This is a genomic window from Klebsiella sp. 141161 (genome assembly GCF_050600815.1).
In the GTDB taxonomy this organism is placed as follows: Bacteria; Pseudomonadota; Gammaproteobacteria; order Enterobacterales; family Enterobacteriaceae; genus Klebsiella; species Klebsiella aerogenes.
Map to the genome: position 1 here is coordinate 360,485 of NZ_JAQIRN010000004.1, position 26,027 is coordinate 386,511.

The window sequence follows — 26,027 nt, forward strand, 5'->3', positions numbered from 1 at the left end:
ACCGTGCTGCGCAAGCCGGGAATATCGCTTCAACATTACTTTTTACGCAATAACCGCAGAGCATTAGCCGTTACCAGCACCGTCGCGCCGGTATCCGCCAGCACCGCCAGCCACAACCCGGTCAGGCCGAGAAGGGTCGTGACGAGGAAAATCCCCTTTAACCCTAAAGCGATGGCGATATTCTGGCGAATATTGGCATGGGTGGCGCGCGCGAGCGAAATCATCTGCGCCAGGCCGGTGAGGCGATTATGAGTCAGCGCCGCGTCGGCGGTCTCCAGCGCTACATCGGTGCCGCTGCCCATTGCAATACCGATGGTCGCCGCTTTCATCGCCGGGGCATCGTTGATGCCGTCGCCGACCATTGCCAGCGGCGCGTTGGCGTTAAGCGCCATCACCGCTTGCACTTTGTCTGCCGGCAGCAATCCGGCGCGGAACTCCAGACCCAGTTCATTGGCGATAGCCGCCGCAGCGCGCGGGTTATCCCCGGTGAGAATCACCCCCTGTACGCCCAATTGATGCAGCTCATCCACCGCCTGACGCGCATCGTCGCGCAGGGTATCGCGCAGCGCCAGAATGCCGAGCAGGGTATCATCGCGCAGCACCAGCACCACCGTCTGTCCGGCGCTCTCCAGTTGCTGGATCTGCGCCTCATGTTCAGCAGGTGCAGCCTTACTGGCCGCGCAGATTAAGATGCGGCTGCCGTTGACCTCGGCCTCTATCCCGGAACCGGCCAGCGCCCGCTGGTTGTGCGCAACGGGAATAGTCAGCTTACGCTGCTGCGCTTCGCGTACGATAGCCTGCGCCAGCGGGTGGCTGGAGCCTTGTTCAACCGCTGCCGCCAGCGCCAGCAGGCCGTTTTCATCAACGTCGGCGGCGGCGATAACGCGGGTGACCTGTGGTTGGCCGATGGTCAGAGTACCGGTTTTATCGAACGCCACCTGGCGCACCTGGCCCAATTGTTCCAGCGCCGCACCGCCTTTAATCAGCGCCCCGCGCCGTGCGGCGACCGCCAGACCGGAGGTAATCGCCGCCGGGGTAGAGATGACCAGCGCGCAAGGGCAGCCGATTAACAGCAGCGTTAAGCCTTTATAGATCCACGGCAGCCAGGCGCTGGCGAAGAACAGCGGCGGTACGATGGCAACCAGCAGGGCGACCACCATAATGGCCGGGGTGTAGATCCGGCTGAAGCGATCGATGAAGCGTTCAATCGGCGCCCGGCGCTCCTCGGCTTCCTCAATCAGTTTGAGGATCCGGTCAATGGCGCTATCTCCCGGTTCGGAGATAACGGTCAACTGCACCAGCCGATCGACGCTGGTGGCGCCCGCCGCTACGCGCTCGCCGGCTTTACGTTCCACCGGTACCGATTCGCCGGTCAATGCGCTTTCATCGAAGCTGGCAAACGGCGATAGCAGCTCGCCATCGGCCGGCAGACGCCCGCCGGCGGCGACCTCAATCACATCGCCGGGGCGAAGGTCACGTTGGGCGACGGTCTCACGCTCGCCGTTGCGCAGGCGAACGGCGGTATCAGGTTTGAGCGCCATCAGGGCGCTCACGCCCTGGCGCGCGCGGCTGGCGGCCCAGCCTTCAAGCCGTTCGCCGATCAGAAACAGCAGCAGAACCATTGCCGCTTCGGCGGTGGCACCGATAAACAGCGCGCCGATAGCGGCAACGCTCATCAGCGTTTCAATGGCAAACCAGCTGCCGCTTTTAATCAACCGCAACGCCTGGCGGGCAACCGGCCACAGGCCGACGAGGGTAGTGGCGACAAACGCCAGCTTGCCGAACGGGTGGTTAAACTGTTCGAGCCCCCAGCTGAGCGCCATCATCACTACCAGACTCAATAACGCCAGGTTTTCCTGCAGCCATGAACGTTGCGGTTTCTCTTCCTGCGGCGCGTCAGCATCGCGCAGGGTATAACCCGCGGCGCGTACCGCGTTTTCGACCTGCGAACGGATATCGCTTTCGGCGTTGACCAGCAGCTTCTCGGTGGCGAACAGCACCTGCACCTGGCTGACGCCGTCGATTTGGCGCACGGCGGTTTCCACCTTGCGGGCGCAGGCCGCGCAGTCCATGCCGTCTACCTGCCAGCTATAGCGGGCGCCATTGAGCGGCTGCTCAGCGGCGGCGGTTTCCCCGGCGCAGGCGCGATCGGCACAGCAGCTTTCAGCGGGCTCTGTCGCCGGGGTAAATTTGAATGACGAGAACTGGGGGACTTTTTTGTCCTGAGATTCTGGTGTCGACATGGCACCCTCCGGGTAATGATAATTTTCTCATTACCCGCAGGATACACTCTGGAGTCGACTCCAGAGTCAAGCAGTAAATTACAGATACAGCGCGCGAACGATCAGGAAGTGCCCGGCAAAGTAGAAGGCCGCGGAAATGGCGTTATCGGCGCGGAAACGACGGCGATAGTGGCTAATCAACCAGACGGCGTTACCCAACAGCAGCGAAGCGGCGCCAAGGAAGCCGGAAAGCGCAGTATCGGTCGGCCGCACGAACCACAGTTCACCCGCCAGCCACACCATCACCAGGGTCATACCGATAAAGGTCAGCACCGGCATGCGCATCTCTTCCAGGCGCGTCCAGATAATTGCCAGCAGCAGCGCGCCGAGCACCAACAAGACCAGCGGCAGCGGCCAGAAGAACGATAGCGTCATCTGGCTGGCGAACCAGATCGTATACAGCAGATGAGAGAGGAAGAATGCGCCGACCGCGTACATCACCCGCTGGCGCGGCAGCAGGGTTAAGGCATCGCCGAGCAGCGAAGCGCACAGGCCCGCCAGCACCAGGTAGCTAATGGCGTTGAACATCGGCGCCTGCCAGGCTAACAGCAGCAACAGAAGCAGGGTGACCGGTTTAAAGACCCAGCGCTGCCAGGCCGGCCCACGATAGGACGCATCGACGTATAGCCATGCGGAGAAACAGACAGCAATAAACGACCAAAGCATAGTAAGTCCCTGTATCTGTTATCATTAAATAAGCGATTGCGCTTACGGTACTGGATCTCAGTGTAGTGGTTTGGGCCAGAAGATGACAACGTTATTCAATGCGCGTTATCCTTATTCCTGATAATTCTTATGGGTACGCAAATGAGTAAAGTTCCGCTATTTTTTGTGCTGGTGGTCGCGGTGATTGTGGTGGCGGCCTCGTTTCGCTATGTGCAGCAGCGCCGGGAAAAAATGGATAACGACGCCGCGCCGCTGTTGCAGAAGCGGGTGGTGGTCAGCAATAAGCGGGAAAAGGTGATTAACGATCGCCGTTCGCGCCAGCAGACGGTGACGCCAGCCGGCAGCGAGATGCGTTATGAAGCGAGCTTCCGCCCGGAAAATGGCGGACTGGAAGTGGTGTTCCGCCTTGATGCGCCGCAATATCACGCGCTGAGCGTCGGCGACCGGGGAATGCTGAGCTATAAGGGTTCAAGATTCGTCGACTTTGTTGCCGATAACTGAGCCCTGGATTAACCGTTACTTTTTCTTCAGCGTGGCCTTTAGCTTTTTCTGCCAGGCCACCAGTTCAAATACGCCGAAGATGAAAATACGAATTTGCTCAAAACGGCTCAACGGCGGCGCGTCTTTCGTCTGCGTCGCTTTCAACAGCGTCAGCTGCAGGCCATGCATCAGAATCATAAAAATCAGCGCCACGTTAACGAAGATATTCAGCGGTTTTGGGAAAGGTTGAAACAGATTCAACAGCAAAAACGCCCAAACGCATAGCATCAGCAGGCGGCCTAAATTAATCAGCATGGTTTTCTCCTTGTGCCTCGCGTTGATACAGGCGGTAGGCGACCTGTCCGGCGACTTTTTCGCGATACAGCTGCCAGTTTGCCGGAACCGGCGGTAGTCCGTTTTCTACTTCGCTCTCGACATAAATCAGCGCTTCATCAGCGAGCCAGTGGTTTTTTTCCAGCAGGCTGAGCGTTTCTTCCAGCAGCCCTTTGCGGAAGGGGGGATCGACGAAGACAATATGGTGCGGCGTACCCGGCTGGCTGAGAAACGCCAGCGTGTTGGTGTTGACCACCTTGCCGTTACTGGCTTTCAGCGTCGCGAGATTTTTTTGTAGCTGCTGCGCGACGCCGCGCTCCATTTCCAGTAGCGTGGTGCTGGCGGCATAGCGTGACAACGATTCCAGCCCCAGCGCGCCGCTGCCGGCGAAGCAGTCAAGGCAGTGGGCGTCGACCATCGACGGCGCCAGCCAGTTAAATAGCGTTTCCCGAACCCGGTCGGTGGTTGGGCGCAGACCCGGGCTCTCCGGCACCGGTAATTTACGGCCCCGCCATTGTCCGCCGATAATGCGGATCTGGCCGCTGCCTGCGTGATTTGGTTTCTTCATCTCTTTGCTCAAGTCTCAACTTCCAGCCTGCTATTCTAACGATCGAAGACCATTGACGAAACCTTAATCCGGGGGCGGTGATGCGAGTTAAGTTAAGTGATAGACTATCCAACTAATTTCATCATTTTTTCAGCTTCTGAAGCGGTTGTGTCGAAGCTGCGCCATGAATAAACAGCGAGGAGTGTGGTCGCAAATGGCAAAAGAGAAAAAACGTGGCTTCTTTTCCTGGCTGGGCTTTGGGCAAAAAGAACAGGCTCAGGAAAGCGAAACAGAACAAAAAGTAGAAGAACAACAAGAGGTTGCGGAACAGGTTCCGGCGGCGGAAACGCCTGCGGAAGCCGTACCCGCGACGGAAACGGTAAAAGAAGACCCGGAGGCCTTTGCCGCTGAGGTCGTAGAAGTCACCGAACAGGTTGTTGAAAGCGAACTGTCGCATCCGGTGGCGACCGAAGCCGTTTTGCAAGAAAAAGTGGCTGAATCGCCGGTGGCGGAAGAAATTTCTGCCCCAGAGGCCGCTTTTGAAGAAGCGCCGGTTGTTCCTGCGGTAGAAGAAAAAGTCGCTGAACCGCTGGTTGAAGAGGTGATTGCCGAGCCGGTTATCGCCGAAGCGGTTGCGGAACAGACGCCGGAAGAGGTTATCGTCGCAGAGCCTGAGGTCATCGAAGAAGAGGTCCTCCCGGAAGAGCCCGAAGCCGAACTAAGCGATGAAGAGCTCGAAGCGCAGGCGCTGGCGGCGGAAGGCGTAGAAGAGGCGCCGGAAGAACTGGCGGAAGAAGCGGAAACTCAGGAAGCGGCGCAGCAGGAGCAGGAAAAACCGACCAAAGAAGGTTTCTTCGCTCGCTTAAAACGCAGCCTGGTGAAAACCAAACAGAATTTGGGTTCCGGATTTATCAGCCTGTTCCGCGGTAAAAAAATCGACGACGATCTGTTTGAAGAGCTGGAAGAACAGCTGCTGATTGCCGACGTTGGGGTGGAAACCACGCGTAAGATTATTACCAATCTTACCGAGGGGGCCAGCCGTAAGCAGCTGCGCGATGCCGAGGCGTTATACGGTCTGCTGAAAGAAGAGATGAGCGAGATCCTGACGAAAGTTGAGGAACCGCTGAATGTTGAAGGGAAAACGCCATTTGTTATTCTGATGGTCGGCGTTAACGGCGTGGGTAAAACCACTACGATCGGTAAGCTGGCGCGTCAGTTCGAGCAGCAGGGTAAATCGGTGATGCTGGCGGCGGGGGATACTTTCCGCGCGGCGGCGGTGGAGCAGCTGCAGGTCTGGGGCCAGCGTAACGAGATCCCGGTGATTGCCCAGCACACCGGCGCTGACTCAGCCTCGGTTATTTTTGACGCCATCCAGGCGGCGAAAGCGCGCAATATTGATGTGCTGATTGCCGATACCGCGGGTCGTCTGCAGAATAAATCGCACCTGATGGAAGAACTGAAGAAGATTGTCCGCGTAATGAAGAAACTGGACGTCGACGCGCCGCATGAAGTTATGCTAACCATCGACGCCAGCACCGGGCAGAACGCGATTAGCCAGGCCAAACTGTTCCACGAAGCGGTGGGGCTGACCGGCATTACGTTGACTAAGCTTGACGGAACCGCGAAGGGCGGGGTTATCTTCTCAGTGGCTGACCAGTTCAGTATTCCGATTCGCTATATTGGCGTCGGCGAACGTATTGAAGATCTGCGTCCGTTTAATGCGGGCGACTTTATTGAGGCACTTTTTGCCCGAGAGGATTAAGAATGATTCGCTTTGAACAAGTCAGCAAAGCCTATCTCGGTGGGAGACAAGCGCTGCAGGGGGTGACGTTCCACCTGCAGCAGGGCGAGATGGCGTTCCTGACCGGCCATTCCGGCGCGGGGAAAAGTACCCTGCTGAAGCTTATCTGTGGTATCGAACGGCCGAGCGCCGGGAAAATTCTGTTCAGCGGCCATGATATCAGCCGCCTGAAGAGCCGCGAGGTGCCGTTCCTGCGCCGCCAAATCGGCATGATTTTCCAGGACCACCACCTGCTGATGGATCGCACCGTGTTCGATAATGTGGCGATCCCGCTGATTATCGCCGGCGCCAGCGGCGATGATATTCGCCGCCGCGTATCCGCAGCGTTGGATAAAGTCGGGCTGCTGGACAAAGCGAAAAATTTCCCCATCCAACTCTCCGGCGGTGAGCAACAGCGCGTGGGCATTGCCCGCGCGGTGGTCAACAAGCCGGCGGTGCTGCTGGCGGATGAACCGACCGGTAACCTCGATGAGGCGCTCTCGGAAGGGATTTTACGTCTGTTTGAAGAGTTTAACCGCGTAGGTGTAACGGTACTGATGGCGACGCACGACCTGGGGCTTATTTCCAGCCGTCCGTACCGCGTCCTGACGCTGAGCGACGGTCATATGCATGGAGGCCATCGGGGTGAATAAGCGCGACGCAGTGAACCAGATTCGCCAGTTCGGCAGCAAGTTCGATCGTCTCCGTAACGCCACGGGCGGCGGCAACGGCGGGCGCAATGCGCCAAAACGGCCAAAAGCGGCGCCGAACCCGGCATCGCGGAAGAGTAACGTCTTTAACGAGCAGGTGCGCTACGCCTGGCACGGCGCGTTACAGGATTTAAAAAGCACGCCGCTGGCGACCTTCCTCACCATCATGGTGATCGCTATTTCGCTGACGCTGCCGAGCGTCTGCTATATGGTCTACAAAAACGTCAACAGCGCGGCGTCGCAGTATTATCCGTCGCCGCAGATCACCGTCTATCTGGAAAAAACGCTGGATGACGATGCGGCGGCGCGGGTGGTTGGCCAACTGCAGGCGGAGCAGGGCGTTGAGAAGGTAAATTATCTGTCGCGCGATGAGGCGCTGGGCGAGTTCCGCAACTGGTCCGGGTTTGGCGGCGCGCTGGATATGCTGGAAGAGAACCCGTTGCCGGCGGTAGCGATTGTGGTGCCGAAGCTCGATTTCCAGAATACCGATTCGCTTAACACCCTGCGCGATCGCGTCTCCCGTATTCAGGGTGTCGACGAAGTGCGCATGGACGATAGCTGGTTTGCGCGCCTGGCGTCGCTGACCGGGCTGGTCGGCCGGGTGTCGGCGATGATCGGCGTGCTGATGATCGCGGCGGTATTCCTGGTGATTGGCAACAGCGTACGTCTGAGCATCTTCGCTCGTCGCGACACGATTAACGTCCAGAAGCTGATCGGCGCTACCGATGGTTTCATCCTGCGTCCGTTCCTTTACGGTGGCGCGCTGCTGGGCTTCGCCGGGGCGTTTTTGTCGCTGATCCTGTCGGAGATTCTGGTGATGCGCCTCTCTTCGGCGGTAACCGAAGTGGCGAAAGTGTTTGGTACTAAATTTGAACTCAGCGGCTTAGGCTTCGATGAGTGCCTGCTGATGCTAATCGTCTGCTCGATGATTGGCTGGGTCGCCGCCTGGCTGGCGACGGTGCAACATTTACGTCACTTTACCCCCGACTAAAAATTTTCTGGTATAATCTTTCCCTGCACTGAATATCTCTCTGCAGGGAAAGAGTCCCTGTTCGCCTCTTCCCTAATCTTTCATCTCCATGTCACATTTTGTGCGTAATTTACTCACAACGTTGCATGGAACTTGTGGATAAAATCACTGTCTGATACTACTGTGGGTGATATTCTCGTTGCTCATAAATGCTGGCATGTTTGTTGCCTGATGGGGACAAGATCATGTCAGACACTATAGATTGAGAGGATTTGAATGACCAAAGAAATGCAAACTTTAGCTTTAGCCCCCGTTGGTAACCTGGAATCGTACATCCGGGCAGCCAACACTTGGCCGATGTTATCGGCTGATGAAGAGCGGGAGCTTGCTGAAAAGCTGCATTACCAGGGCGATCTGGAAGCAGCGAAAAAGCTGATTCTGTCTCACCTGCGCTTTGTTGTTCATATTGCTCGTAACTACTCGGGCTATGGCCTGCCGCAGGCGGACCTGATTCAGGAAGGCAACATCGGTCTGATGAAAGCCGTACGTCGTTTCAACCCGGAAGTGGGTGTGCGACTGGTTTCCTTCGCCGTGCACTGGATTAAAGCGGAAATCCACGAATACGTGCTGCGTAACTGGCGTATCGTTAAAGTCGCAACCACCAAAGCGCAGCGTAAGCTGTTCTTCAACCTGCGTAAAACCAAGCAGCGTCTGGGCTGGTTTAACCAGGACGAAGTGGAAATGGTTGCCCGCGAGCTGGGTGTGTCGAGCAAAGACGTGCGTGAGATGGAATCACGTATGGCAGCGCAGGACATGACCTTTGATATGTCGTCCGATGACGAATCCGATAGCCAGCCGATGGCGCCGGTGCTCTATCTGCAGGACAAAACGTCTAACTTTGCCGACGGCATCGAAGACGATAACTGGGAAGAGCAGGCTGCTAATAAACTGACTGACGCGATGCAAGGCCTGGACGAGCGTAGCCAGGACATCATCCGCGCTCGCTGGCTGGACGAGGACAACAAGTCCACGCTGCAGGAGCTGGCGGATCGTTATGGCGTCTCGGCTGAACGTGTTCGTCAGCTGGAAAAGAACGCGATGAAAAAACTACGCGCCGCTATCGAAGCCTAATCTTCGTCTTTTAACGCCGTAGTAAATTGAGCCTCTGCTGTTTCAGCGGGGGCTTTTTGTTTTATATCCCCGTCACACCCGTTTTCTCTCCCGGCGCGAATTGCCGCGACGTTTAGCTTCAGTCACATAACTTTTACATCTCCTGCAAATTGTTGTTTCAAATTCTAAAAAATGGGGTATGTTTTGGCATAGTGTGCTGCAAAAGCGCAGGCGGCAGACCCAAATACAGTCATACTATTCTTGGTATGGACTAAAAATCAGAATAATGCGCTAACAAACAACATCACAACAAATGCAAAAACCATAATAATGGGGAGCCTCAGGATGAATATGAAGGGTAAAGCGTTACTGGCAGGATGTATTGCTTTAATTATGAGCGGTTCCGCGCTGGCGGAAGACATTAAAATTGCCGTCGTGGGAGCGATGTCCGGCCCGGTTGCCCAGTATGGCGACCAGGAATTTACCGGCGCGGAGCAGGCGGTAGCCGATATCAACGCTAAGGGCGGCATCAAAGGCAATAAATTGCAGATCGTAAAATATGACGATGCCTGCGACCCGAAACAAGCGGTGGCGGTCGCGAACAAAGTGGTGAATGACGGCATTAAATACGTTATCGGTCACCTGTGTTCATCATCCACCCAGCCGGCATCTGACATCTATGAAGACGAAGGCATCCTGATGATTACCCCTGCGGCAACCGCACCGGAGCTGACGGCGCGCGGCTATAAGCTGATTCTGCGCACCACCGGTCTCGACTCCGATCAGGGCCCGACGGCGGCGAAATATATTCTCGGCACGGTGAAGCCGCAGCGCATCGCTGTTGTTCATGACAAACAGCAATATGGCGAAGGGCTGGCGCGCTCAGTCCAGGAAAACCTGAAGAAAGGCGGCGCCAACGTGGTGTTCTTTGACGGTATCACCGCCGGTGAGAAAGATTTCTCTACCCTGGTGGCGCGTCTGAAGAAAGAAAATATCGACTTCGTCTACTACGGCGGTTATCACCCGGAAATGGGACAGATCCTGCGCCAGGCGCGCGCAGCCGGCCTGAAAACCCAGTTTATGGGCCCGGAAGGCGTGGCTAACGTTTCCCTGTCAAACATCGCCGGCGAGTCGGCAGAAGGCCTGCTGGTCACCAAACCGAAGAACTACGATCAGGTTCCGGCGAACAAACCGATTGTGGATGCCATCAAAGCGAAGAAGCAGGATCCGAGCGGCGCCTTCGTGTGGACCACCTATGCGGCGCTGCAGTCGCTGCAGGCGGGGTTAAATCAGTCTGAAGATCCGGCGGAAATCGCGAAATACCTGAAAGGGGCGAAGGTGGATACCGTCATGGGGCCGCTGTCGTGGGATGAGAAAGGCGACCTGAAAGGATTCGAGTTCGGCGTGTTTACCTGGCATGCTAACGGTACGGCAACCGACGCCAAATAATTTAACCTGCGCCTTTCACGCCGCAGATGCGTTGTCTGCGGCCCTCAACCCCGGTCACTTACTGATGTAAGCTCCCGGGGATTTCGGGTCTTGACGCCTTGCTGCAACGCGAAATGCTGGGTTAAATGTGGGGGAGCCTTTCACGCCGCAGATGCGTTGTCTGCGGCCCTCAACCCCGGTTGCGCTGCGCTTACCGGGGCTACAATTTCCAGGTAGCCCGGCTAAGCGAAGCGCCGCCGGGTTCTTCCCTGGTCACGCTGCGTTTATTGGGGCTACGGCTTAATGCTTCTCCCAACCATTCTGCTGGGCGCTGAAACCGAGCGCCTGCATAAATGCCGCCATTACGCCGCGGTCTTCCACCCCGCTATCGGCAACGCGCCAGCTATTGATATTCGGGTTATCGCTTAACGCCTCTTCCACTAAATATTGCCCAACGCCGCGGCGGCGGGTGACTTCACGCACGCACAGCTCGCTGAGCTCGCCTTCGACGCCGCGCAGGGTAACGCGTACGGCGCCGAGCAGACGTTCGTTAAAGCGGGCGACGTAAATACGATGGTTATCGTCCAGCATCAGCGCCGCAGGATCCTGCGACGGCCAGATTTTGCCTAAATCAATGCGATCCTGATCGCTGAAGTGCTGTAAACGGATAATAGTGAGCTTCATACGCGGCAGTTCCAGTCAAAACAGATGCGACAGTGTACTCAAATTTCTTGTTTGGCGGGGCGCTGTTTTGCACTCATTCATCAGGGGATTCGTTTTCCTGGTTGCACGGGGGTAGCGCAATACATCATGGATCGAAAAATAAGCAGAATTTTAACCTGATATGTAGCGTTTTATTCCGCCTTATATGCCGTTATTTTATGCTGTGAACTGGACTTTTTTTTGTTTATCTTCGCCTAAAACCAGAATATTATCTTTTCTTAATCACCTGAAAAATAGAGATTTTAATCATAATTCAGGTAAAAAACCGCGCTAAACCATTAAACTTCATGGTAAAAATGGCGTTGTTTAATAAAAGCACAGAATGCTTTTTAACCATAAAAATACAAAACATTTACATCACATCATGAACGGGGTTCTGAAGCATGAAAAGGAACGCGAAAACGATCGTCGCGGGAGTCGTTGCATTAGCGATTTCCCACGCGGCGATGGCAAAGGATATTAAAGTCGCCGTCGTCGGCGCGATGTCTGGCCCGGTTGCCCAGTGGGGCGATATGGAATTCAACGGCGCGCGCCAGGCGATTAAAGACATTAACGCCAGCGGCGGCATTAAAGGCGACAAACTGGTTGGCGTTGAGTATGACGACGCCTGCGACCCGAAACAGGCGGTCGCGGTCGCTAACAAAATCGTCAATGACGGCATTCAGTACGTTATTGGCCACCTCTGTTCCTCCTCCACCCAGCCGGCTTCGGATATCTATGAAGATGAAGGCATCCTGATGATCTCCCCTGGGGCGACCAATCCGGAACTGACCCAGCGTGGCTACCAGTACATCATGCGTACCGCAGGTCTTGACTCTTCCCAGGGGCCGACCGCCGCGAAATATATCCTCGAACACGTGAAGCCGCAGCGTATTGCGATTATTCATGACAAGCAGCAGTACGGCGAAGGGCTGGCGCGTTCCGTGCAGGACAACCTGAAGAAAGCTGGCGCCAATATCGTCTTCTTTGATGGCATCACCGCCGGCGAGAAAGACTTCTCCGCACTGCTGGCGCGCCTGAAGAAAGAGAATATCGACTTTGTCTACTACGGCGGCTACTACCCGGAAATGGGGCAGATGCTGCGCCAGGCGCGCTCCGTCGGCCTGAAAACGCAGTTTATGGGGCCGGAAGGCGTCGGTAACGCCTCGCTGTCCAACATCGCCGGCGCGGCGGCGGAAGGTATGCTGGTGACGATGCCAAAACGTTATGACCAGGATCCGGCCAACAGCGCTATTGTTGATGCGCTGAAAGCGGATAAAAAAGATCCGAGCGGCCCGTACGTCTGGATCACCTATGCCGCCGTTCAGTCGCTGGCGCAAGCGATGGACAGAACCGGTAGCCAGCAGCCGCTGGATTTAATTAAAGATTTGAAAGCTCACGGCGCGAAGACCGTGATTGGGCCGCTGAATTGGGATGAAAAAGGCGATCTGAAGGGATTTGAATTTGGTGTCTTCCAGTGGCACGCGGATGGTTCATCCACCGTCGCTAAGTAAGACGCGTTATCCCACCGCCCGCACCGCGCGGGCGGCATGAAAAAGGTTACCTTATGTCCGAGCAGTTTCTCTATTTTCTGCAGCAGATGTTTAACGGCGTCACGCTGGGCAGTACCTATGCGCTGATCGCCATCGGCTATACGATGGTTTACGGCATTATCGGCATGATTAACTTCGCCCACGGCGAGGTCTACATGATCGGCAGCTACGTCTCGTTCATGATTATCGCCGCCCTAATGATGCTGGGGATCGATACCGGCTGGCTGCTGGTCGCCGCAGGCTTTATCGGCGCTATCATTATTGCCAGCGCCTACGGTTGGAGTATCGAGCGTGTAGCCTATCGGCCTGTACGCAGCTCCAAGCGCCTGATTGCGCTTATTTCCGCCATCGGGATGTCGATATTCCTGCAGAATTTCGTCAGCTTGACCGAAGGCTCGCGCGATGTCGCGCTGCCGAGTCTCTTTAACGGCCAGTGGATTGTCGGCCACAGCGATAATTTCTCCGCCACTATCACCACCATGCAGCTGGTCATCTGGGTCGTTACCTTTATCGCCATGTTGGCGCTGACGTTGTTTATTCGCTATTCGCGAATGGGCCGCGCCTGTCGCGCCTGTGCGGAAGATCTGAAAATGGCGAGCCTACTGGGCATCAATACCGACCGCGTTATTGCGCTGACCTTCGTCATTGGCGCGGCGATGGCGGCGGTCGCAGGCGTTCTGCTGGGGCAGTTCTACGGCGTTATTAACCCCTACATCGGCTTTATGGCCGGGATGAAGGCCTTTACCGCGGCTGTGCTCGGCGGTATCGGCAGTATCCCTGGCGCGATGATCGGCGGCCTGATTCTGGGTATCGCCGAGGCGCTCTCTTCTGCCTATCTCAGCACCGAATATAAGGACGTCGTCTCCTTCGCGCTGCTGATTCTGGTGCTGTTAGTGATGCCGACCGGCATTCTGGGCCGCCCGGAGGTAGAAAAAGTATGAAACCGATACAAATTGCGATGGCGCTGCTTTCCGCCGCGATGTTCTTTGTTCTGGCGGGCGTCTTTATGGGCGTGCAGCTGGAGCTGAATGGCACCAAACTGGTGGTCGATACCGCCGCCGATATTCGTTGGCAGTGGATCTTCATCGGCACCGCGGTGGTCTTTTTCTTCCAGCTGCTGCGCCCGCTGTTCCAGAAAGCGGTTAAGAACGTCTCCGGGCCGAAATTTATTATGCCGGCGATTGACGGGTCGACGGTCAAGCAGAAGCTGTTCCTGATAGCCCTGCTGGTCATTGCCGTGGCCTGGCCGTTTATGGTGTCGCGCGGCACGGTGGATATCGCCACCCTGACGATGATTTATATCATCCTTGGTCTCGGACTGAACGTGGTGGTTGGGCTTTCCGGTCTGCTGGTATTGGGCTACGGCGGGTTTTACGCCATCGGCGCCTATACCTTTGCGCTGCTTAACCACTATTACGGTCTCGGCTTCTGGACCTGCCTGCCGCTGGCCGGCCTGGTCTCCGCGGCGGCTGGCTTCCTGCTTGGCTTCCCGGTGCTGCGTCTGCGCGGCGACTACCTGGCGATTGTGACCTTAGGCTTTGGCGAGATCGTGCGCATTCTGCTGCTCAACAATACCGAGATCACCGGCGGGCCGAACGGTATCAGCCAGATCCCGAAACCGACCTTCTTTGGTCTTGAATTTAGCCGTACCGCCCGCGAAGGCGGCTGGGATACCTTCAGCAACTTCTTCGGCCTGAAGTACGATCCCAGCGATCGGGTGATTTTCCTCTATCTGGTGGCGTTGCTGCTGGTGGTGCTCAGCCTGTTCGTTATTAACCGTCTGCTGCGGATGCCGCTCGGGCGGGCGTGGGAAGCGCTGCGTGAAGATGAAATCGCCTGCCGTTCGCTGGGCCTGAGCCCGACGCGCATCAAGCTGACCGCCTTTACTATCAGCGCCGCGTTTGCCGGCTTCGCCGGCACGCTGTTCGCCGCGCGCCAGGGCTTCGTGAGCCCCGAATCCTTTACCTTCGCCGAGTCGGCCTTTGTGCTGGCGATCGTCGTGCTGGGTGGGATGGGCTCACAGTTTGCAGTGATCCTGGCGGCTATTCTGCTGGTGGTATCGCGCGAGCTGATGCGTGATTTCAACGAATACAGCATGTTAATGCTCGGTGGGTTGATGGTGCTGATGATGATCTGGCGTCCGCAGGGGCTGCTGCCGATGACGCGCCCGCAGCTGAAGCTGAAAAACGGTCAGGCGAAAGGAGAGCAGGCATGAGTCAGCCAATATTATCCGTGAACGGCCTGATGATGCGTTTTGGCGGCCTGCTGGCGGTCAATAACGTCTCCCTTGAGCTACGTCCGCAGGAAATCGTTTCCTTAATCGGCCCGAACGGCGCGGGTAAGACCACCGTTTTTAACTGCCTGACCGGTTTCTATAAGCCTACCGGCGGCACTATTATGCTGCGCGACCAGCATCTGGAAGGGCTGCCGGGGCAGCAGATTGCGCGGATGGGGGTGGTGCGAACCTTCCAGCACGTGCGTCTGTTCCGCGAAATGACGGTGATTGAAAATCTGCTGGTGGCGCAGCATCAACAGCTGAAAACCGGCGTCTTTTCCGGCCTGCTGAAAACGCCGGCCTTCCGTCGCGCGCAGAGCGAAGCGCTGGATCGGGCCGCCACCTGGCTTGAGCGTATCGGCCTGCTGGAGCACGCTAACCGTCAGGCCAGCAATCTGGCTTACGGCGACCAGCGCCGGCTGGAGATTGCCCGCTGTATGGTGACGCAGCCGGAGATCCTGATGCTCGACGAACCGGCGGCGGGGCTTAACCCGAAAGAGACCAAAGAGCTGGATGAGCTTATCGCCGAGTTGCGTAGCCATCACAACACCACCATCCTGCTTATCGAACATGATATGAAGCTGGTGATGGGCATTTCCGATCGCATCTACGTCGTGAACCAGGGGACGCCGCTGGCCAACGGGACGCCGGAAGAGATTCGTAATAACCCGGACGTGATCCGCGCCTATTTAGGTGAAGCATAATGGTGGTGACGCATAAGATGGAAAAAGCGATGTTAACTTTTGACAATGTTAGCGCCCACTACGGCAAGATCCAGGCGCTGCACAACGTCAGCCTGCATATCAAACAGGGTGAGATCGTCACGCTTATCGGCGCCAACGGCGCGGGGAAAACTACCCTGCTCGGTACGCTGTGCGGCGATCCGCGGGCTTCCAGCGGGCGCATTGTCTTTGACGGTAAGGATATTACCGACTGGCAGACGGCGAAAATCATGCGTGAAGCGGTGGCGATCGTGCCGGAAGGGCGGCGCGTCTTTTCACGCATGACGGTGGAAGAGAACCTGGCGATGGGCGGTTTTTTTGCCGACCGCGACCAGTTTCATACCCGCATCAAATGGGTGTATGAGCTGTTCCCGCGTCTGCATGAACGCCGTATTCAGCGCGCCGGCACCATGTCCGGCGGCGAGCAGCAGATGCTGGCGATAGGTCGCGCTCTGATGAGCCAGCCGCGCCTGCTGCTGCTTGATGAGCCCTCATTAGGGCTGGCGCCGATTATCATTCAGCAGATTTTCGACACCATCGAGCAGCTGCGTGAGCAGGGGATGACTATCTTCCTGGTGGAGCAAAACGCCAACCAGGCGCTGAAGCTCGCCGATCGCGGCTACGTACTGGAAAACGGTCACGTGGTGCTGGAGGATACCGGCGACGCGCTGTTGGCCAACGAGGCGGTGCGCAGCGCCTATCTCGGCGGTTAATACATTGTAACCCGGCGTCGTTCACTTCGCCGGTTTGTAGCCCGGGCGAGGCGCTTGCGCCGACCCCGGGAGCAGATCGCACAAATACATTTAAAAGAGCCCGTTGGCTCTTTTTTTGTACATATATGTTGTACAATAAAAGAGTACAGCTTTGGAGGTTTTTATGAGAACGGTTAACTATAGCGAAGCCCGGCAAAATCTGGCCGATGTGCTGGAAAGCGCAGTGACAGGTGTACCTGTGACCATTACCCGTCGTGGGCATAAATCAGCAGTCATCATTAGCGCAGAAGAGTTTGAACGCTACCAGGCGGCCAGAATGGATGATGAGTTCGCGGCTATCATGGCGGTTCATGGTGATGAGATCAGGGAGCTTGCGGATAAATGACGCTGCAGATTATCTCAGCGGAAGAGATAATACAGTTTCACGACAGGCTACTCCGCGTCACGCCTGGCGTTGCCGGTATGCCCGATCCGGGGCGTGCCGAAGCGATAATGTATAGGGTGCTAAATAAAATTGAATATGAAGGTGTGACAGACGAGTGGCGACTTGCTGCGATGCATCTGCTGGCGATTTCTCGCGGTCATATATTTAATGATGGTAATAAGCGTACGGCACTGTTTATCACCCTGCTTTTTTTAAAGCGAAATGGAATTATATTGTCGGCGAATCCGGACTTCGTCGGCATGACCGTCGAGGCGGCAGCAGGGCAACTTACCCTGGAACAGATTGTCGCGCGCTTGCGCGGATGACAGTTAACTCGTTGCAACCCGGCGGCGCTTCGCTTGGCCGGGCTACCCAAGCCGTTGTAGCCCGGGCGAGGCGCTTGCGCCGACCCCGGGAGCCGATCGTACAAATATTATCCGTGTCTCAGCTCCCACTTTACTTCCCCCATCCTTTCATCGGCTTGTCATCTCTCTGACCCGTTACTATCTTTTTTTTGTAATAAAAAAGTTATTTTTCTGTAATTCGAACATGTCATGTTACCCCGCGAACATAAAACGCGTGAAATCGCGCATCCGGAACAACAAGAGAGATAACCGATGATATCGTTACGACATACAGCTTTAGGACTGGCGCTTAGCCTGGCAGTTGCCGGTCAGGCACTGGCAGTAACCACCATCCCTTTCTGGCACTCGATGGAAGGGGAGTTGGGTAAAGAAGTTGATTCTCTGGCGCAACGTTTCAACGCGGCCAATCCTGATTACAAAATTGTTCCGGTGTATAAAGGCAACTACGAGCAAAGCCTGAGCGCCGGTATCGCCGCCTTCCGTACCGGCAACGCGCCGGCGATTCTGCAGGTGTATGAAGTCGGCACCGCTACCATGATGGCGTCAAAAGCCATTAAGCCGGTGTACCAGGTCTTTAGCGATGCGGGTATTAAGTTCGATGAATCGCAGTTCGTGCCGACGGTGTCCGGTTATTACACCGACTCAAAAACCGGCCATCTGCTCTCCCAGCCGTTTAACAGTTCCACACCGGTGCTGTACTACAACAAAGACGCCTTCAAGAAAGCGGGCTTAGACCCTGAGCAGCCGCCGAAAACCTGGCAGGATCTGGCGGCCTATACCGCGAAGCTGAAAGCGGCCGGAATGAAGTGCGGCTACGCCAGCGGTTGGCAGGGCTGGATCCAGATTGAAAACTTCAGCGTCTGGCACGGCCTGCCGGTCGCCACGAAAAATAACGGTTTTGACGGCACCGACGCGGTGCTGGAGTTCAACAAGCCGGAGCAGGTGAAACATATCGCCCTGCTCGAAGAGATGAACAAGAAGGGCGATTTCAGCTATTTCGGGCGTAAGGATGAATCCACCGAGAAGTTCTATAACGGCGACTGCGCGATCACTACCGCCTCATCCGGCTCGCTGGCGGATATTCGTCAGTATGCGAAATTCAACTATGGCGTCGGCATGATGCCTTACGACGCCGATGTGAAAGGCGCGCCGCAGAACGCCATTATCGGCGGGGCCAGCCTGTGGGTGATGCAGGGCAAGGACAAAGAGACCTACACCGGCGTGGCGAAGTTCCTCGACTTCCTCACCAAACCGGAAAACGCCGCCGAGTGGCACCAGAAAACCGGCTACCTGCCGATTACCACCGCGGCCTACGATCTGACGCGCCAGCAGGGCTTCTATGATAAGAATCCAGGTGCTGATATCGCCACCCGCCAGATGCTGAACAAGCCGCCGTTGCCGTTCACCAAAGGCCTGCGACTGGGCAACATGCCGCAAATTCGCACCATCGTTGATGAAGAGCTGGAGAGCGTGTGGACCGGCAAGAAAACCCCGCAACAGGCGCTGGATTCCGCCGTTCAGCGCGGGAATCAACTGCTGCGCCGTTTCGAGCAAGCAACCAAATCGTAATCTGTAACTTGCCCGGTGGCGCTGTGCTTACCGGGCCTACGATGTGCCCTATGTAGGCCGGGTAAGGCGTAGCCGCCACCCGGCATTGTTCAGGAACCAAATCTCAATGTCATCATCCCGTCCGGTATTCCGCTCGCGCTGGCTGCCCTATGTGCTGGTCGCGCCGCAGCTGATTATCACGCTGATTTTCTTTATCTGGCCCGCGGGCGAAGCGCTGTGGTACTCGCTGCAGAGCGTCGATCCGTTTGGCCTTTCCAGCCAGTTTGTCGGCCTGGATAACTTCGTCACGCTATTCCACGACCCGTACTATCTGGACTCGTTCTGGACCACCATAAAATTCAGCACCCTGGTAACCGTCAGCGGCCTGCTTATTTCGCTGTTTTTTGCCGCGCTGGTCGACTATGTGGTGCGCGGCAGCCGCTTTTATCAAACGCTGATGCTGTTGCCGTATGCCGTGGCTCCCGCCGTCGCGGCGGTGCTGTGGATCTTCCTCTTCAATCCCGGACGCGGGCTGATCACTCATTTCCTTGGCGAATTGGGTTACGACTGGAACCACGCGCAGAACAGCGGCCAGGCGATGTTTCTGGTGGTCTTCGCCTCGGTCTGGAAGCAGATAAGCTACAACTTCCTGTTCTTCTTCGCCGCGCTGCAGTCGATCCCGCGTTCGCTGGTTGAGGCCGCCGCCATCGACGGCGCCGGGCCGATTCGTCGCTTCTTCAAGCTGGCGCTGCCGCTGATTGCGCCGGTGAGTTTCTTCCTGTTGGTGGTCAACCTGGTTTACGCCTTCTTCGACACCTTCCCGGTAATTGATGCCGCCACCGCCGGCGGCCCGGTGCAGGCGACCACCACCCTAATCTACAAAATTTATCGCGAAGGTTTCGCCGGGCTCGATCTTTCCGCTTCCGCCGCGCAGTCGGTGGTGCTGATGTTCCTCGTCATTATCCTGACGGTGGTGCAGTTCCGTTACGTTGAAAGTAAGGTGCGTTACCAATGATTGAGAACCGTCGCGGGCTGACGATTTTCAGCCACACCATGCTGATTCTGGGCATTGCCGTCATTTTATTCCCGCTGTACGTCGCCTTCGTGGCGGCGACGCTGGATAACAAATCGGTGTTCGAAACGCCGATGACGCTGATTCCCGGAGGGCATCTGCTGGAGAACATGAAGACCATCTGGGTGAACGGGGTCGGCGTCAACAGCGCGCCGTTCTGGCTGATGATGCTCAACAGCTTCATCATGGCGTTCGCCATTACGGTCGGCAAAATCGTGGTGTCGATGCTTTCGGCGTTCGCCATCGTCTGGTTCCGCTTTCCGCTGCGTAATCTGTTCTTCTGGATGATCTTTATCACCCTGATGCTGCCGGTCGAGGTGCGTATTTTTCCGACGGTGGAAGTGATCGCCAACCTCAAAATGCTCGACAGCTATGCCGGGTTAACGCTGCCGTTGATGGCTTCGGCTACCGCCACCTTCTTGTTCCGCCAGTTCTTTATGACTCTGCCGGACGAGCTGATTGAAGCGGCGCGTATTGATGGCGCTTCGCCGATGCGCTTCTTTCGCGACATCGTGCTGCCGCTGTCGAAAACCAACCTCGCCGCGCTGTTCGTTATCACCTTTATCTACGGCTGGAACCAGTATCTATGGCCGTTGCTGATTATTCAGGATGTGAATCTTGGCACCGCCGTCGCCGGTATTAAAGGCATGATCGCCACCGGTGAAGGTACTACCCAGTGGAATCAGGTAATGGCGGCGATGCTGCTGACCCTGATCCCGCCGGTCGTCATCGTTTTAGCCATGCAGCGCGCGTTTGTGCGCGGCCTGGTCGATAGTGAGAAATAAAATGGCTGGTTTAAAACTACAGGCAGTAAGCAAAAGCTGGGATGGCAAAACCCAGGTAATTCAACCGCTGACGCTGGACGTGGCGGACGGGGAGTTTATCGTCATGGTCGGCCCGTCGGGCTGCGGGAAATCAACGCTGTTGCGGATGGTTGCCGGACTTGAACGAGTGACCAGCGGCGATATCTGGATTGACCGTAAACGGGTGACCGAAATGGAACCGAAGGATCGCGGCATCGCGATGGTGTTCCAGAACTATGCGCTTTATCCGCATATGAGCGTGGAAGAGAACATGGCGTGGGGATTGAAGATTCGCGGCATGGGTAAGGGATTGATTGCCGAGCGCGTGCAGGAGGCGGCGCGTATTCTTGAGCTGGATGGCCTGCTCAAGCGCCGCCCGCGGGAACTGTCCGGCGGTCAGCGCCAGCGCGTGGCGATGGGCCGCGCCATCGTGCGTGACCCGGCGGTATTCCTGTTCGACGAACCGTTGTCAAACCTCGACGCCAAGCTACGCGTGCAGATGCGTCTGGAGCTGCAACAGCTGCATCGGCGCCTGAAAACCACCTCGCTGTATGTCACCCACGATCAGGTCGAAGCGATGACCCTTGCCCAGCGGGTGATGGTGATGAATAAGGGTATTGCCGAGCAGATCGGCACGCCGGTCGAAGTGTACGAAAAGCCCGCCAGCCGCTTTGTGGCAAGCTTTATAGGCAGCCCGGCAATGAATCTGCTGGAGGGGCGGGTGAGCGATGACGGCGGCCGCTTTGAGCTGGAAGGCGGCATACAACTACCGATGAATCACGAGCATCGACGCTACGCCGGGCGTAAAATGACTCTCGGTATTCGCCCGGAGCACTTTATTTTAAGCTCGCAGGCGCAAGGCGGCATCCCGCTGCTGATGGATACGCTGGAAATTTTAGGTGCCGATAACCTCGCCCACGGGCGCTGGGGCGAGCAGAAGCTGGTGGTCAGATTGCCGCATCAGCAGCGCCCGGCGGGCGGCAGTACGCTATGGCTGCATCTGCCATTGGAACATCTGCACCTCTTTGATGGTGAAACAGGACAACGCGCATGAGTAACTGGCCTTATCCCCGCATCGTCGCCCATCGCGGCGGCGGTAAACTGGCGCCGGAGAACACCCTGGCGGCTATCGACGTCGGCGCCCGCTTCGGGCACACGATGATTGAATTTGACGCCAAGCTGTCGAAGGACGGGCAGATCTTTCTGCTGCATGACGATAATCTCGAACGCACCAGCAACGGCTGGGGCGTGGCGGGCGAGCTGGCGTGGGACGATCTGCTGAAGGTTGATGCCGGCAGCTGGTTCAGCCGCGAGTTTAAGGGCGAACCGCTGCCGCTGCTCTCCCAGGTAGCGGAGCGTTGCCGTCGTCACGGTATGATGGCGAATATCGAAATTAAGCCGACTACCGGGCAAGGGCCGCAGACCGGCAAAGTGGTGGCGCTGGCCGCGCGCGATTTGTGGAAAGGCATGACCGCGCCGCTGCTCTCATCCTTTGAAATTGATGCGCTGGAAGCGGCGCAGGAAGCCGTGCCCGAGCTGCCGCGCGGGTTGCTGCTGGATGAGTGGCGCGATGACTGGCGCGAATTGACCGCCCGGCTGGGCTGCGTGTCAATTCATCTCAACCACAAGCTGCTGGATGCGGCGCGGGTGGCGAGCCTGAAACAGGCCGGCCTGCATATTCTGGTGTATACGGTCAATAAACCCCAGCGCGCCGCCGAGCTGCTGCGCTGGGGCGTAGACTGCATATGCACCGATGCTATTGACGTCATCGGGCCGAATTTCCAGCCTTAAGACTGATTTACGGCGGACGATCTTTACGGGGTAGTCTGCCGCAGCATCCCGCCGTTGTTGTTCGGCAGTACCTGCGGTTGCGTATTGAGATTGCCGCCCTGCGCCGCGCGCTGCTGATTGGTCTGCAGCTGATTTTGCAAATGCTGTTGCTGCATATGCGTCTGATTATTCAGATTCTGCTTCAGCATGCTTTGCTGCTGCTGTTGCTGCACCTTCATCTCATTTTGCATACGTTGCTGGCTGGGCACCACATAACCCGGCTGGTTAGGGTTGTTATCGATGTTAATCGGCTGTGCTAAAACGCCGAGCGGCATCAGCGCCGCCAGGAATAAAATCGCTTTCATTGTTTTCTCCTCCCGTGCGTGGGATCACTTAAGTGTACCTCGAATTCGCCATAACAATGATTTTTTAGGAGTTATCAACCAGGCTTAAGCCGGGAGATAAAACCTACTTTTCAGGAGTAAGACAATGATAAAAACAACAATATGGCGTCAGGTGGTCATCGCAGCGTTACTGGCGGGGTGCAGCTTTACCGTCGCCGCCAATCCGCCGCCCCCGCCGCCGGTCTCGTATGGCGTTGAGGAAGATGTGTTTCACCCGGTGCGCGCCCAGCAGGGGATGGTGGCCTCGGTGGACGCGCTGGCGACCCGCGTCGGCGTAGATATTCTGCGTCAGGGCGGCAACGCCGTCGATGCGGCGGTTGCCGTTGGCTATGCGCTGGCGGTGACGCATCCGCAGGCCGGTAATATCGGCGGCGGCGGCTTTATGATGCTGCGAACTAAAGACGGTAAAACCACGGCGATCGATTTCCGCGAGATGGCCCCGGAACAGGCCACCCGCGATATGTTCCTTGATGAACATGGCAATCCTGACAGTAAAAAATCGCTGACTTCACATCTCGCGTCCGGCACGCCTGGCAGTGTCGCGGGCTTCTCCCTCGCGCTGGAAAAATACGGCACTATGCCGCTGAATAAGGTGGTCCGCCCGGCGATTAAGCTGGCGGAGGAGGGGTTTATCGTTAACGATGCGCTGGCTGACGATTTAAAAACCTACGGCAGCGAAGTGATCCCGCAGCATGAAAACAGCAAAGCGATTTTCTGGAAGAACGGCGAGCCGCTGAAAAAAGGCGACCGGCTGGTGCAAAAGAATCTGGGTAAAAGCCTGGAGCTGATTGCCGAGCACGGCCCGGACGCCTTCTATAAAGGGGCTATCGCCGACCAGATTGCCGGCGAGATGAAAAAACACGGCGGGCTTATCACCAAAGCCGACCTCGCCAACTACAAGGCCGTGGAGCGTACGCCGATTAGCGGTGAATATCGCGGCTATGAGGTCTACTCCATGCCGCCGCCGTCCTCTGGCGGGATCCACATCGTGCAGATCCTCAATATCCTCGAAAACTTCGATATGCAGAAATATGGTTTTGGCAGCGCCGACGCCATGCAGGTAATGGCGGAGGCGGAGAAACACGCCTATGCCGACCGTTCTGAATATCTCGGCGATCCTGACTTCGTCAAAGTGCCGTGGCAGGCGTTGACCAGCAAGGCTTACGCCAAAGCGATTGCCGCCGAGATTGACGTGAACAAGGCGAAGCCTTCCAGCCAGATCCGTCCGGGCAAGCTGGCGCCGTATGAAAGCAACCAGACCACCCACTTCTCGGTAGTCGATAAAGACGGCAATGCGGTGGCGGTCACCTATACGTTGAATACCACCTTTGGCACCGGCATCGTGGCCGGCGACTCTGGAATCATACTCAACAACCAGATGGATGATTTCTCGGCGAAGCCCGGCGTGCCTAACGTTTATGGTTTAGTCGGCGGCGACGCCAATGCGGTAGGGCCGAAAAAACGCCCGCTGTCGTCGATGTCGCCGACGATTGTGGTGAAAGACGGGAAAACCTGGCTGGTGACCGGTAGCCCGGGCGGTAGCCGTATTATTACCACCGTGCTGCAAATGGTGGTCAACACCATTGATTTCGGAATGAACGTCGCGGAAGCCACCAACGCGCCGCGCTTCCACCACCAGTGGCTGCCGGACGAGCTGCGGGTGGAGAAAGGTTTTAGCCCGGATACCGTGAAATTGCTGGAAGCGAAAGGGCAGAAAGTCGCGCTGAAAGAGGCGATGGGTAGTACCCAGAGCATTATGGTGGGGCCGGACGGTACGCTGTATGGCGCCTCCGATCCGCGTTCGCCCGGTGATTTGACCGCGGGGTATTGATGTGTTGCCCGGTGGCGCTGCGCTTACCGGGCCTACAAGTGTGCGAACGTAGGCCGGGTAAGGCGAAGCCGCCACCCGGCAACACGCTACTTCATTCTCGCCATATAATACGCATCCACATACTCACCGTTGCGCAGCGCATAGCGCCTGCCGGTGCCTTCGATCTCAAAGCCGTACTTCTTATACACCGCGACCGCCGGGGCGTTATCGGCAAAGACGGTGAGCTCGATGCGATCGACCCGCAGCCAGTTGTCGCACATATCAATCATGGTGCGCATCAGGGCGCTGGCGACGCCGCGGTTATGCCAGCGCGAATCTACGCTGATACCAAAATCGGCGACGTGGCTACGGCGGGGGCGTTGGACGACGGCAATGCATAAATGCCCCACGACTTGCCCATCGATACAGGCCACCAGCTGCTTCACGCCCGGCGTATCGGTTAGCCGCTCCCGCCACATATGCTCCGATGGATGAGGAACCTGTAGCGTGTTGTGATACACCTCCGGCTGGGCGTGAATTTGACGAATCGCGTCAACATCTTTCGGTTCAGCATGGCGTATCACGATGTCACTCATTCCTTGTTCCTCATTTGGTTAAAAAGACCCTTTAAACATCACTGACTCCGGCGTTTGAGTCAACACGCATTATTTGCAAAAAAATGTAGACAAGTGCGAATGAGAATGATTATTATTGTCCTGCATTCAGGGAGACCCTTGCGGAAAGCCTGAAAGCACGACATTGCTCACATTGCTTCCAGTATTACTTTAGCCAGCCGGGTGCTGGCTTTTTTTTGCGCTCATTTCAGGCGTGTTGCGATTTGGCGGAATTCACCGCTTCTTCTGCGACCAGGCCGACGATATTGTTTTTATTTTTGCTCTCCGCGGTGGCCAACACTTCGGCGCTGCCGGTAAAGAGGCCGCCCTTTTTAATCGCCAGCGTGCGATAGGCGAGGGTGCCGTCGAGGTTGCCATGTTCCTCAATAGCGATGCTATCGCCACGGCACTGGCCATGTACCTTGCCGTCGACGATCAGTTCCCGGCAGCTGATATTGCCCTCCACGTGACCCTCGCGCATCACCTTAATCAGATGTTCTTTGGCCTCAATGTTGCCGGTGACCTGGCCATGGATATAAACATGGCCGCAGGCGACGATGTTGCCGACAAAATGCACCCCGCTGGCGATCACCGTGGTTTCCTGTTTTTTGACGCTTGCTGTTTCTGGCTCTGCTGCCGCCACGGTTGGCGCAGCGACTTCAGCAGCCTGCGCTTCGGTTTTATTTTTCTTCATAAACATAGCGTTAATTTTTTCCCGTTGGGTATGAATAAGGAAAGCGAAGAGGGTACAGGCGGCCGCCAGGCGCGCCAGCGCGGTCTCATCGCTAAACCAGGCGATCAGTGCGAGAAGCCAGAAAAAAATGGCGCAGTTTATGGCGAAATACGTTTTTTCCATCAGCAGCGGCTGGCTACTCCGTTAGTCTTTAGCAACGTCCTGGTTTTGCCCTTCACTTATCCGCAGTTTCGTCATTGGGATCAAGACTTT

The 26,027-nt window shown here is 56.7% G+C and carries 27 protein-coding genes; 19 read left to right on the forward strand and 8 right to left on the reverse strand.

All coding sequences use genetic code 11. The features are described 5' to 3' along the window. Positions 1-35 precede the first annotated feature (35 nt). Together zntA and PGR79_RS13560 are read right to left on the reverse strand one after the other, a co-directional pair. Positions 36-2,243 (reverse strand): Zn(II)/Cd(II)/Pb(II) translocating P-type ATPase ZntA, encoded by a 2,208-nt coding sequence (gene zntA, locus PGR79_RS13555; RefSeq protein ID WP_113373967.1) that lies wholly within the window; start codon positions 2,241-2,243, stop codon positions 36-38. A 78-nt stretch (positions 2,244-2,321) separates the two neighbouring features. After that, positions 2,322-2,948 (reverse strand): lysoplasmalogenase, encoded by a 627-nt coding sequence (locus PGR79_RS13560; protein ID WP_015369312.1) that lies wholly within the window; start codon positions 2,946-2,948, stop codon positions 2,322-2,324. 141 nt (positions 2,949-3,089) lie between these two features. Between PGR79_RS13560 and PGR79_RS13565 the strand changes: the two genes are divergently transcribed. Beyond that, positions 3,090-3,449: a DUF2500 domain-containing protein gene (locus PGR79_RS13565; protein WP_162750185.1), complete on the forward strand. Its 360-nt coding sequence runs from the start codon at positions 3,090-3,092 to the stop codon at positions 3,447-3,449. A 15-nt stretch (positions 3,450-3,464) separates the two neighbouring features. On the opposite strand, the gene PGR79_RS13570 is transcribed toward PGR79_RS13565, so the two are convergent. After that, entirely contained in the window at positions 3,465-3,743 is a 279-nt protein-coding gene (locus PGR79_RS13570; protein ID WP_015369314.1) for a DUF1145 family protein, read from the reverse strand. Then, positions 3,733-4,329, reverse strand: coding sequence for a 16S rRNA (guanine(966)-N(2))-methyltransferase (gene rsmD / locus PGR79_RS13575; RefSeq protein ID WP_430921855.1), 597 nt, complete (start codon positions 4,327-4,329; stop codon positions 3,733-3,735). The genes PGR79_RS13570 and rsmD overlap by 11 nt, the downstream gene beginning before the upstream one ends. A 193-nt stretch (positions 4,330-4,522) precedes the next feature. On the opposite strand from rsmD, the gene ftsY reads away from it, so the two are divergent. The 5 genes from ftsY (at position 4,523) to livJ (ending at position 10,327) form a co-directional block, all read left to right on the forward strand. Then, positions 4,523-6,070, forward strand: a complete 1,548-nt coding sequence (gene ftsY / locus PGR79_RS13580; RefSeq protein ID WP_430921857.1) for a signal recognition particle-docking protein FtsY — start codon at positions 4,523-4,525, stop codon at positions 6,068-6,070. Between the two features lie 2 nt (positions 6,071-6,072). After that, on the forward strand, positions 6,073-6,741 hold the full coding sequence (ftsE, locus tag PGR79_RS13585; RefSeq protein WP_015369317.1) for a cell division ATP-binding protein FtsE: 669 nt from the start codon (positions 6,073-6,075) through the stop codon (positions 6,739-6,741). Continuing rightward, positions 6,734-7,789 (forward strand): permease-like cell division protein FtsX, encoded by a 1,056-nt coding sequence (ftsX, locus tag PGR79_RS13590; protein WP_015369318.1) that lies wholly within the window; start codon positions 6,734-6,736, stop codon positions 7,787-7,789. The genes ftsE and ftsX overlap by 8 nt, the downstream gene beginning before the upstream one ends. Positions 7,790-8,044: 255 nt before the next feature. Beyond that, the gene (gene rpoH / locus PGR79_RS13595; protein ID WP_002920815.1) at positions 8,045-8,899 is read left to right on the forward strand and encodes an RNA polymerase sigma factor RpoH; all 855 of its coding nucleotides are present in this window, start codon (positions 8,045-8,047) and stop codon (positions 8,897-8,899) included. A 324-nt stretch (positions 8,900-9,223) separates the two neighbouring features. Beyond that, a complete protein-coding gene (gene livJ, locus PGR79_RS13600; RefSeq protein WP_015369319.1) occupies positions 9,224-10,327 on the forward strand; it encodes a branched chain amino acid ABC transporter substrate-binding protein LivJ in 1,104 nt (367 codons plus the stop codon). 279 nt (positions 10,328-10,606) lie between these two features. Here the strand turns inward: livJ and panM are convergent, their stop codons facing one another. After that, positions 10,607-10,990 carry an aspartate 1-decarboxylase autocleavage activator PanM gene (gene panM, locus PGR79_RS13605; RefSeq protein WP_113373964.1) on the reverse strand — a complete coding sequence of 128 codons (384 nt, stop codon included), beginning with the start codon at positions 10,988-10,990 and terminating at the stop codon, positions 10,607-10,609. A gap of 422 nt (positions 10,991-11,412) precedes the next feature. Between panM and livK the strand changes: the two genes are divergently transcribed. The 12 genes from livK (at position 11,413) to ugpQ (ending at position 22,274) form a co-directional block, all read left to right on the forward strand. Next, a complete protein-coding gene (gene livK / locus PGR79_RS13610) occupies positions 11,413-12,522 on the forward strand; it encodes a high-affinity branched-chain amino acid ABC transporter substrate-binding protein LivK (RefSeq protein ID WP_047065884.1) in 1,110 nt (369 codons plus the stop codon). A gap of 53 nt (positions 12,523-12,575) precedes the next feature. Further along, on the forward strand, positions 12,576-13,502 hold the full coding sequence (livH, locus tag PGR79_RS13615; protein WP_015369323.1) for a high-affinity branched-chain amino acid ABC transporter permease LivH: 927 nt from the start codon (positions 12,576-12,578) through the stop codon (positions 13,500-13,502). Then, positions 13,499-14,776 (forward strand): branched chain amino acid ABC transporter permease LivM, encoded by a 1,278-nt coding sequence (gene livM, locus PGR79_RS13620; protein WP_430921860.1) that lies wholly within the window; start codon positions 13,499-13,501, stop codon positions 14,774-14,776. Before livH ends, livM begins: the two co-directional genes overlap by 4 nt. Continuing rightward, positions 14,773-15,540 (forward strand): high-affinity branched-chain amino acid ABC transporter ATP-binding protein LivG, encoded by a 768-nt coding sequence (gene livG / locus PGR79_RS13625; protein ID WP_015369325.1) that lies wholly within the window; start codon positions 14,773-14,775, stop codon positions 15,538-15,540. Before livM ends, livG begins: the two co-directional genes overlap by 4 nt. A 17-nt stretch (positions 15,541-15,557) precedes the next feature. Then, positions 15,558-16,271 carry a high-affinity branched-chain amino acid ABC transporter ATP-binding protein LivF gene (gene livF / locus PGR79_RS13630; RefSeq protein ID WP_086538103.1) on the forward strand — a complete coding sequence of 238 codons (714 nt, stop codon included), beginning with the start codon at positions 15,558-15,560 and terminating at the stop codon, positions 16,269-16,271. A gap of 163 nt (positions 16,272-16,434) precedes the next feature. Continuing rightward, positions 16,435-16,656, forward strand: coding sequence for a type II toxin-antitoxin system Phd/YefM family antitoxin (locus tag PGR79_RS13635; RefSeq protein ID WP_004174006.1), 222 nt, complete (start codon positions 16,435-16,437; stop codon positions 16,654-16,656). Further along, positions 16,653-17,021: a type II toxin-antitoxin system death-on-curing family toxin gene (locus tag PGR79_RS13640; protein ID WP_430921862.1), complete on the forward strand. Its 369-nt coding sequence runs from the start codon at positions 16,653-16,655 to the stop codon at positions 17,019-17,021. Before PGR79_RS13635 ends, PGR79_RS13640 begins: the two co-directional genes overlap by 4 nt. A gap of 291 nt (positions 17,022-17,312) precedes the next feature. After that, a complete protein-coding gene (ugpB, locus tag PGR79_RS13645) occupies positions 17,313-18,629 on the forward strand; it encodes a sn-glycerol-3-phosphate ABC transporter substrate-binding protein UgpB (protein ID WP_271032831.1) in 1,317 nt (438 codons plus the stop codon). Positions 18,630-18,735: 106 nt separating this feature from the next. Further along, positions 18,736-19,623: a sn-glycerol-3-phosphate ABC transporter permease UgpA gene (ugpA, locus tag PGR79_RS13650; protein WP_015369328.1), complete on the forward strand. Its 888-nt coding sequence runs from the start codon at positions 18,736-18,738 to the stop codon at positions 19,621-19,623. Continuing rightward, positions 19,620-20,465, forward strand: coding sequence for a sn-glycerol-3-phosphate ABC transporter permease UgpE (gene ugpE, locus PGR79_RS13655; protein ID WP_015369329.1), 846 nt, complete (start codon positions 19,620-19,622; stop codon positions 20,463-20,465). The genes ugpA and ugpE overlap by 4 nt, the downstream gene beginning before the upstream one ends. A 1-nt stretch (position 20,466) precedes the next feature. Further along, positions 20,467-21,537 carry a sn-glycerol-3-phosphate import ATP-binding protein UgpC gene (locus PGR79_RS13660; RefSeq protein WP_015703701.1) on the forward strand — a complete coding sequence of 357 codons (1,071 nt, stop codon included), beginning with the start codon at positions 20,467-20,469 and terminating at the stop codon, positions 21,535-21,537. Then, positions 21,534-22,274, forward strand: a complete 741-nt coding sequence (gene ugpQ, locus PGR79_RS13665; protein WP_271032832.1) for a glycerophosphodiester phosphodiesterase — start codon at positions 21,534-21,536, stop codon at positions 22,272-22,274. Before PGR79_RS13660 ends, ugpQ begins: the two co-directional genes overlap by 4 nt. A 23-nt stretch (positions 22,275-22,297) precedes the next feature. Here the strand turns inward: ugpQ and PGR79_RS13670 are convergent, their stop codons facing one another. Continuing rightward, positions 22,298-22,618, reverse strand: a complete 321-nt coding sequence (locus PGR79_RS13670) for a DUF2756 family protein (RefSeq protein ID WP_271032833.1) — start codon at positions 22,616-22,618, stop codon at positions 22,298-22,300. Between the two features lie 124 nt (positions 22,619-22,742). Between PGR79_RS13670 and ggt the strand changes: the two genes are divergently transcribed. Beyond that, positions 22,743-24,488, forward strand: a complete 1,746-nt coding sequence (ggt, locus tag PGR79_RS13675) for a gamma-glutamyltransferase (RefSeq protein WP_271032834.1) — start codon at positions 22,743-22,745, stop codon at positions 24,486-24,488. 86 nt (positions 24,489-24,574) lie between these two features. On the opposite strand, the gene yhhY is transcribed toward ggt, so the two are convergent. Then, a complete protein-coding gene (yhhY, locus tag PGR79_RS13680; RefSeq protein ID WP_430921865.1) occupies positions 24,575-25,063 on the reverse strand; it encodes an N-acetyltransferase in 489 nt (162 codons plus the stop codon). A gap of 226 nt (positions 25,064-25,289) precedes the next feature. Continuing rightward, the gene (locus PGR79_RS13685; RefSeq protein WP_430921867.1) at positions 25,290-25,937 is read right to left on the reverse strand and encodes a bactofilin family protein; all 648 of its coding nucleotides are present in this window, start codon (positions 25,935-25,937) and stop codon (positions 25,290-25,292) included. Positions 25,938-26,027 lie beyond the last annotated feature (90 nt).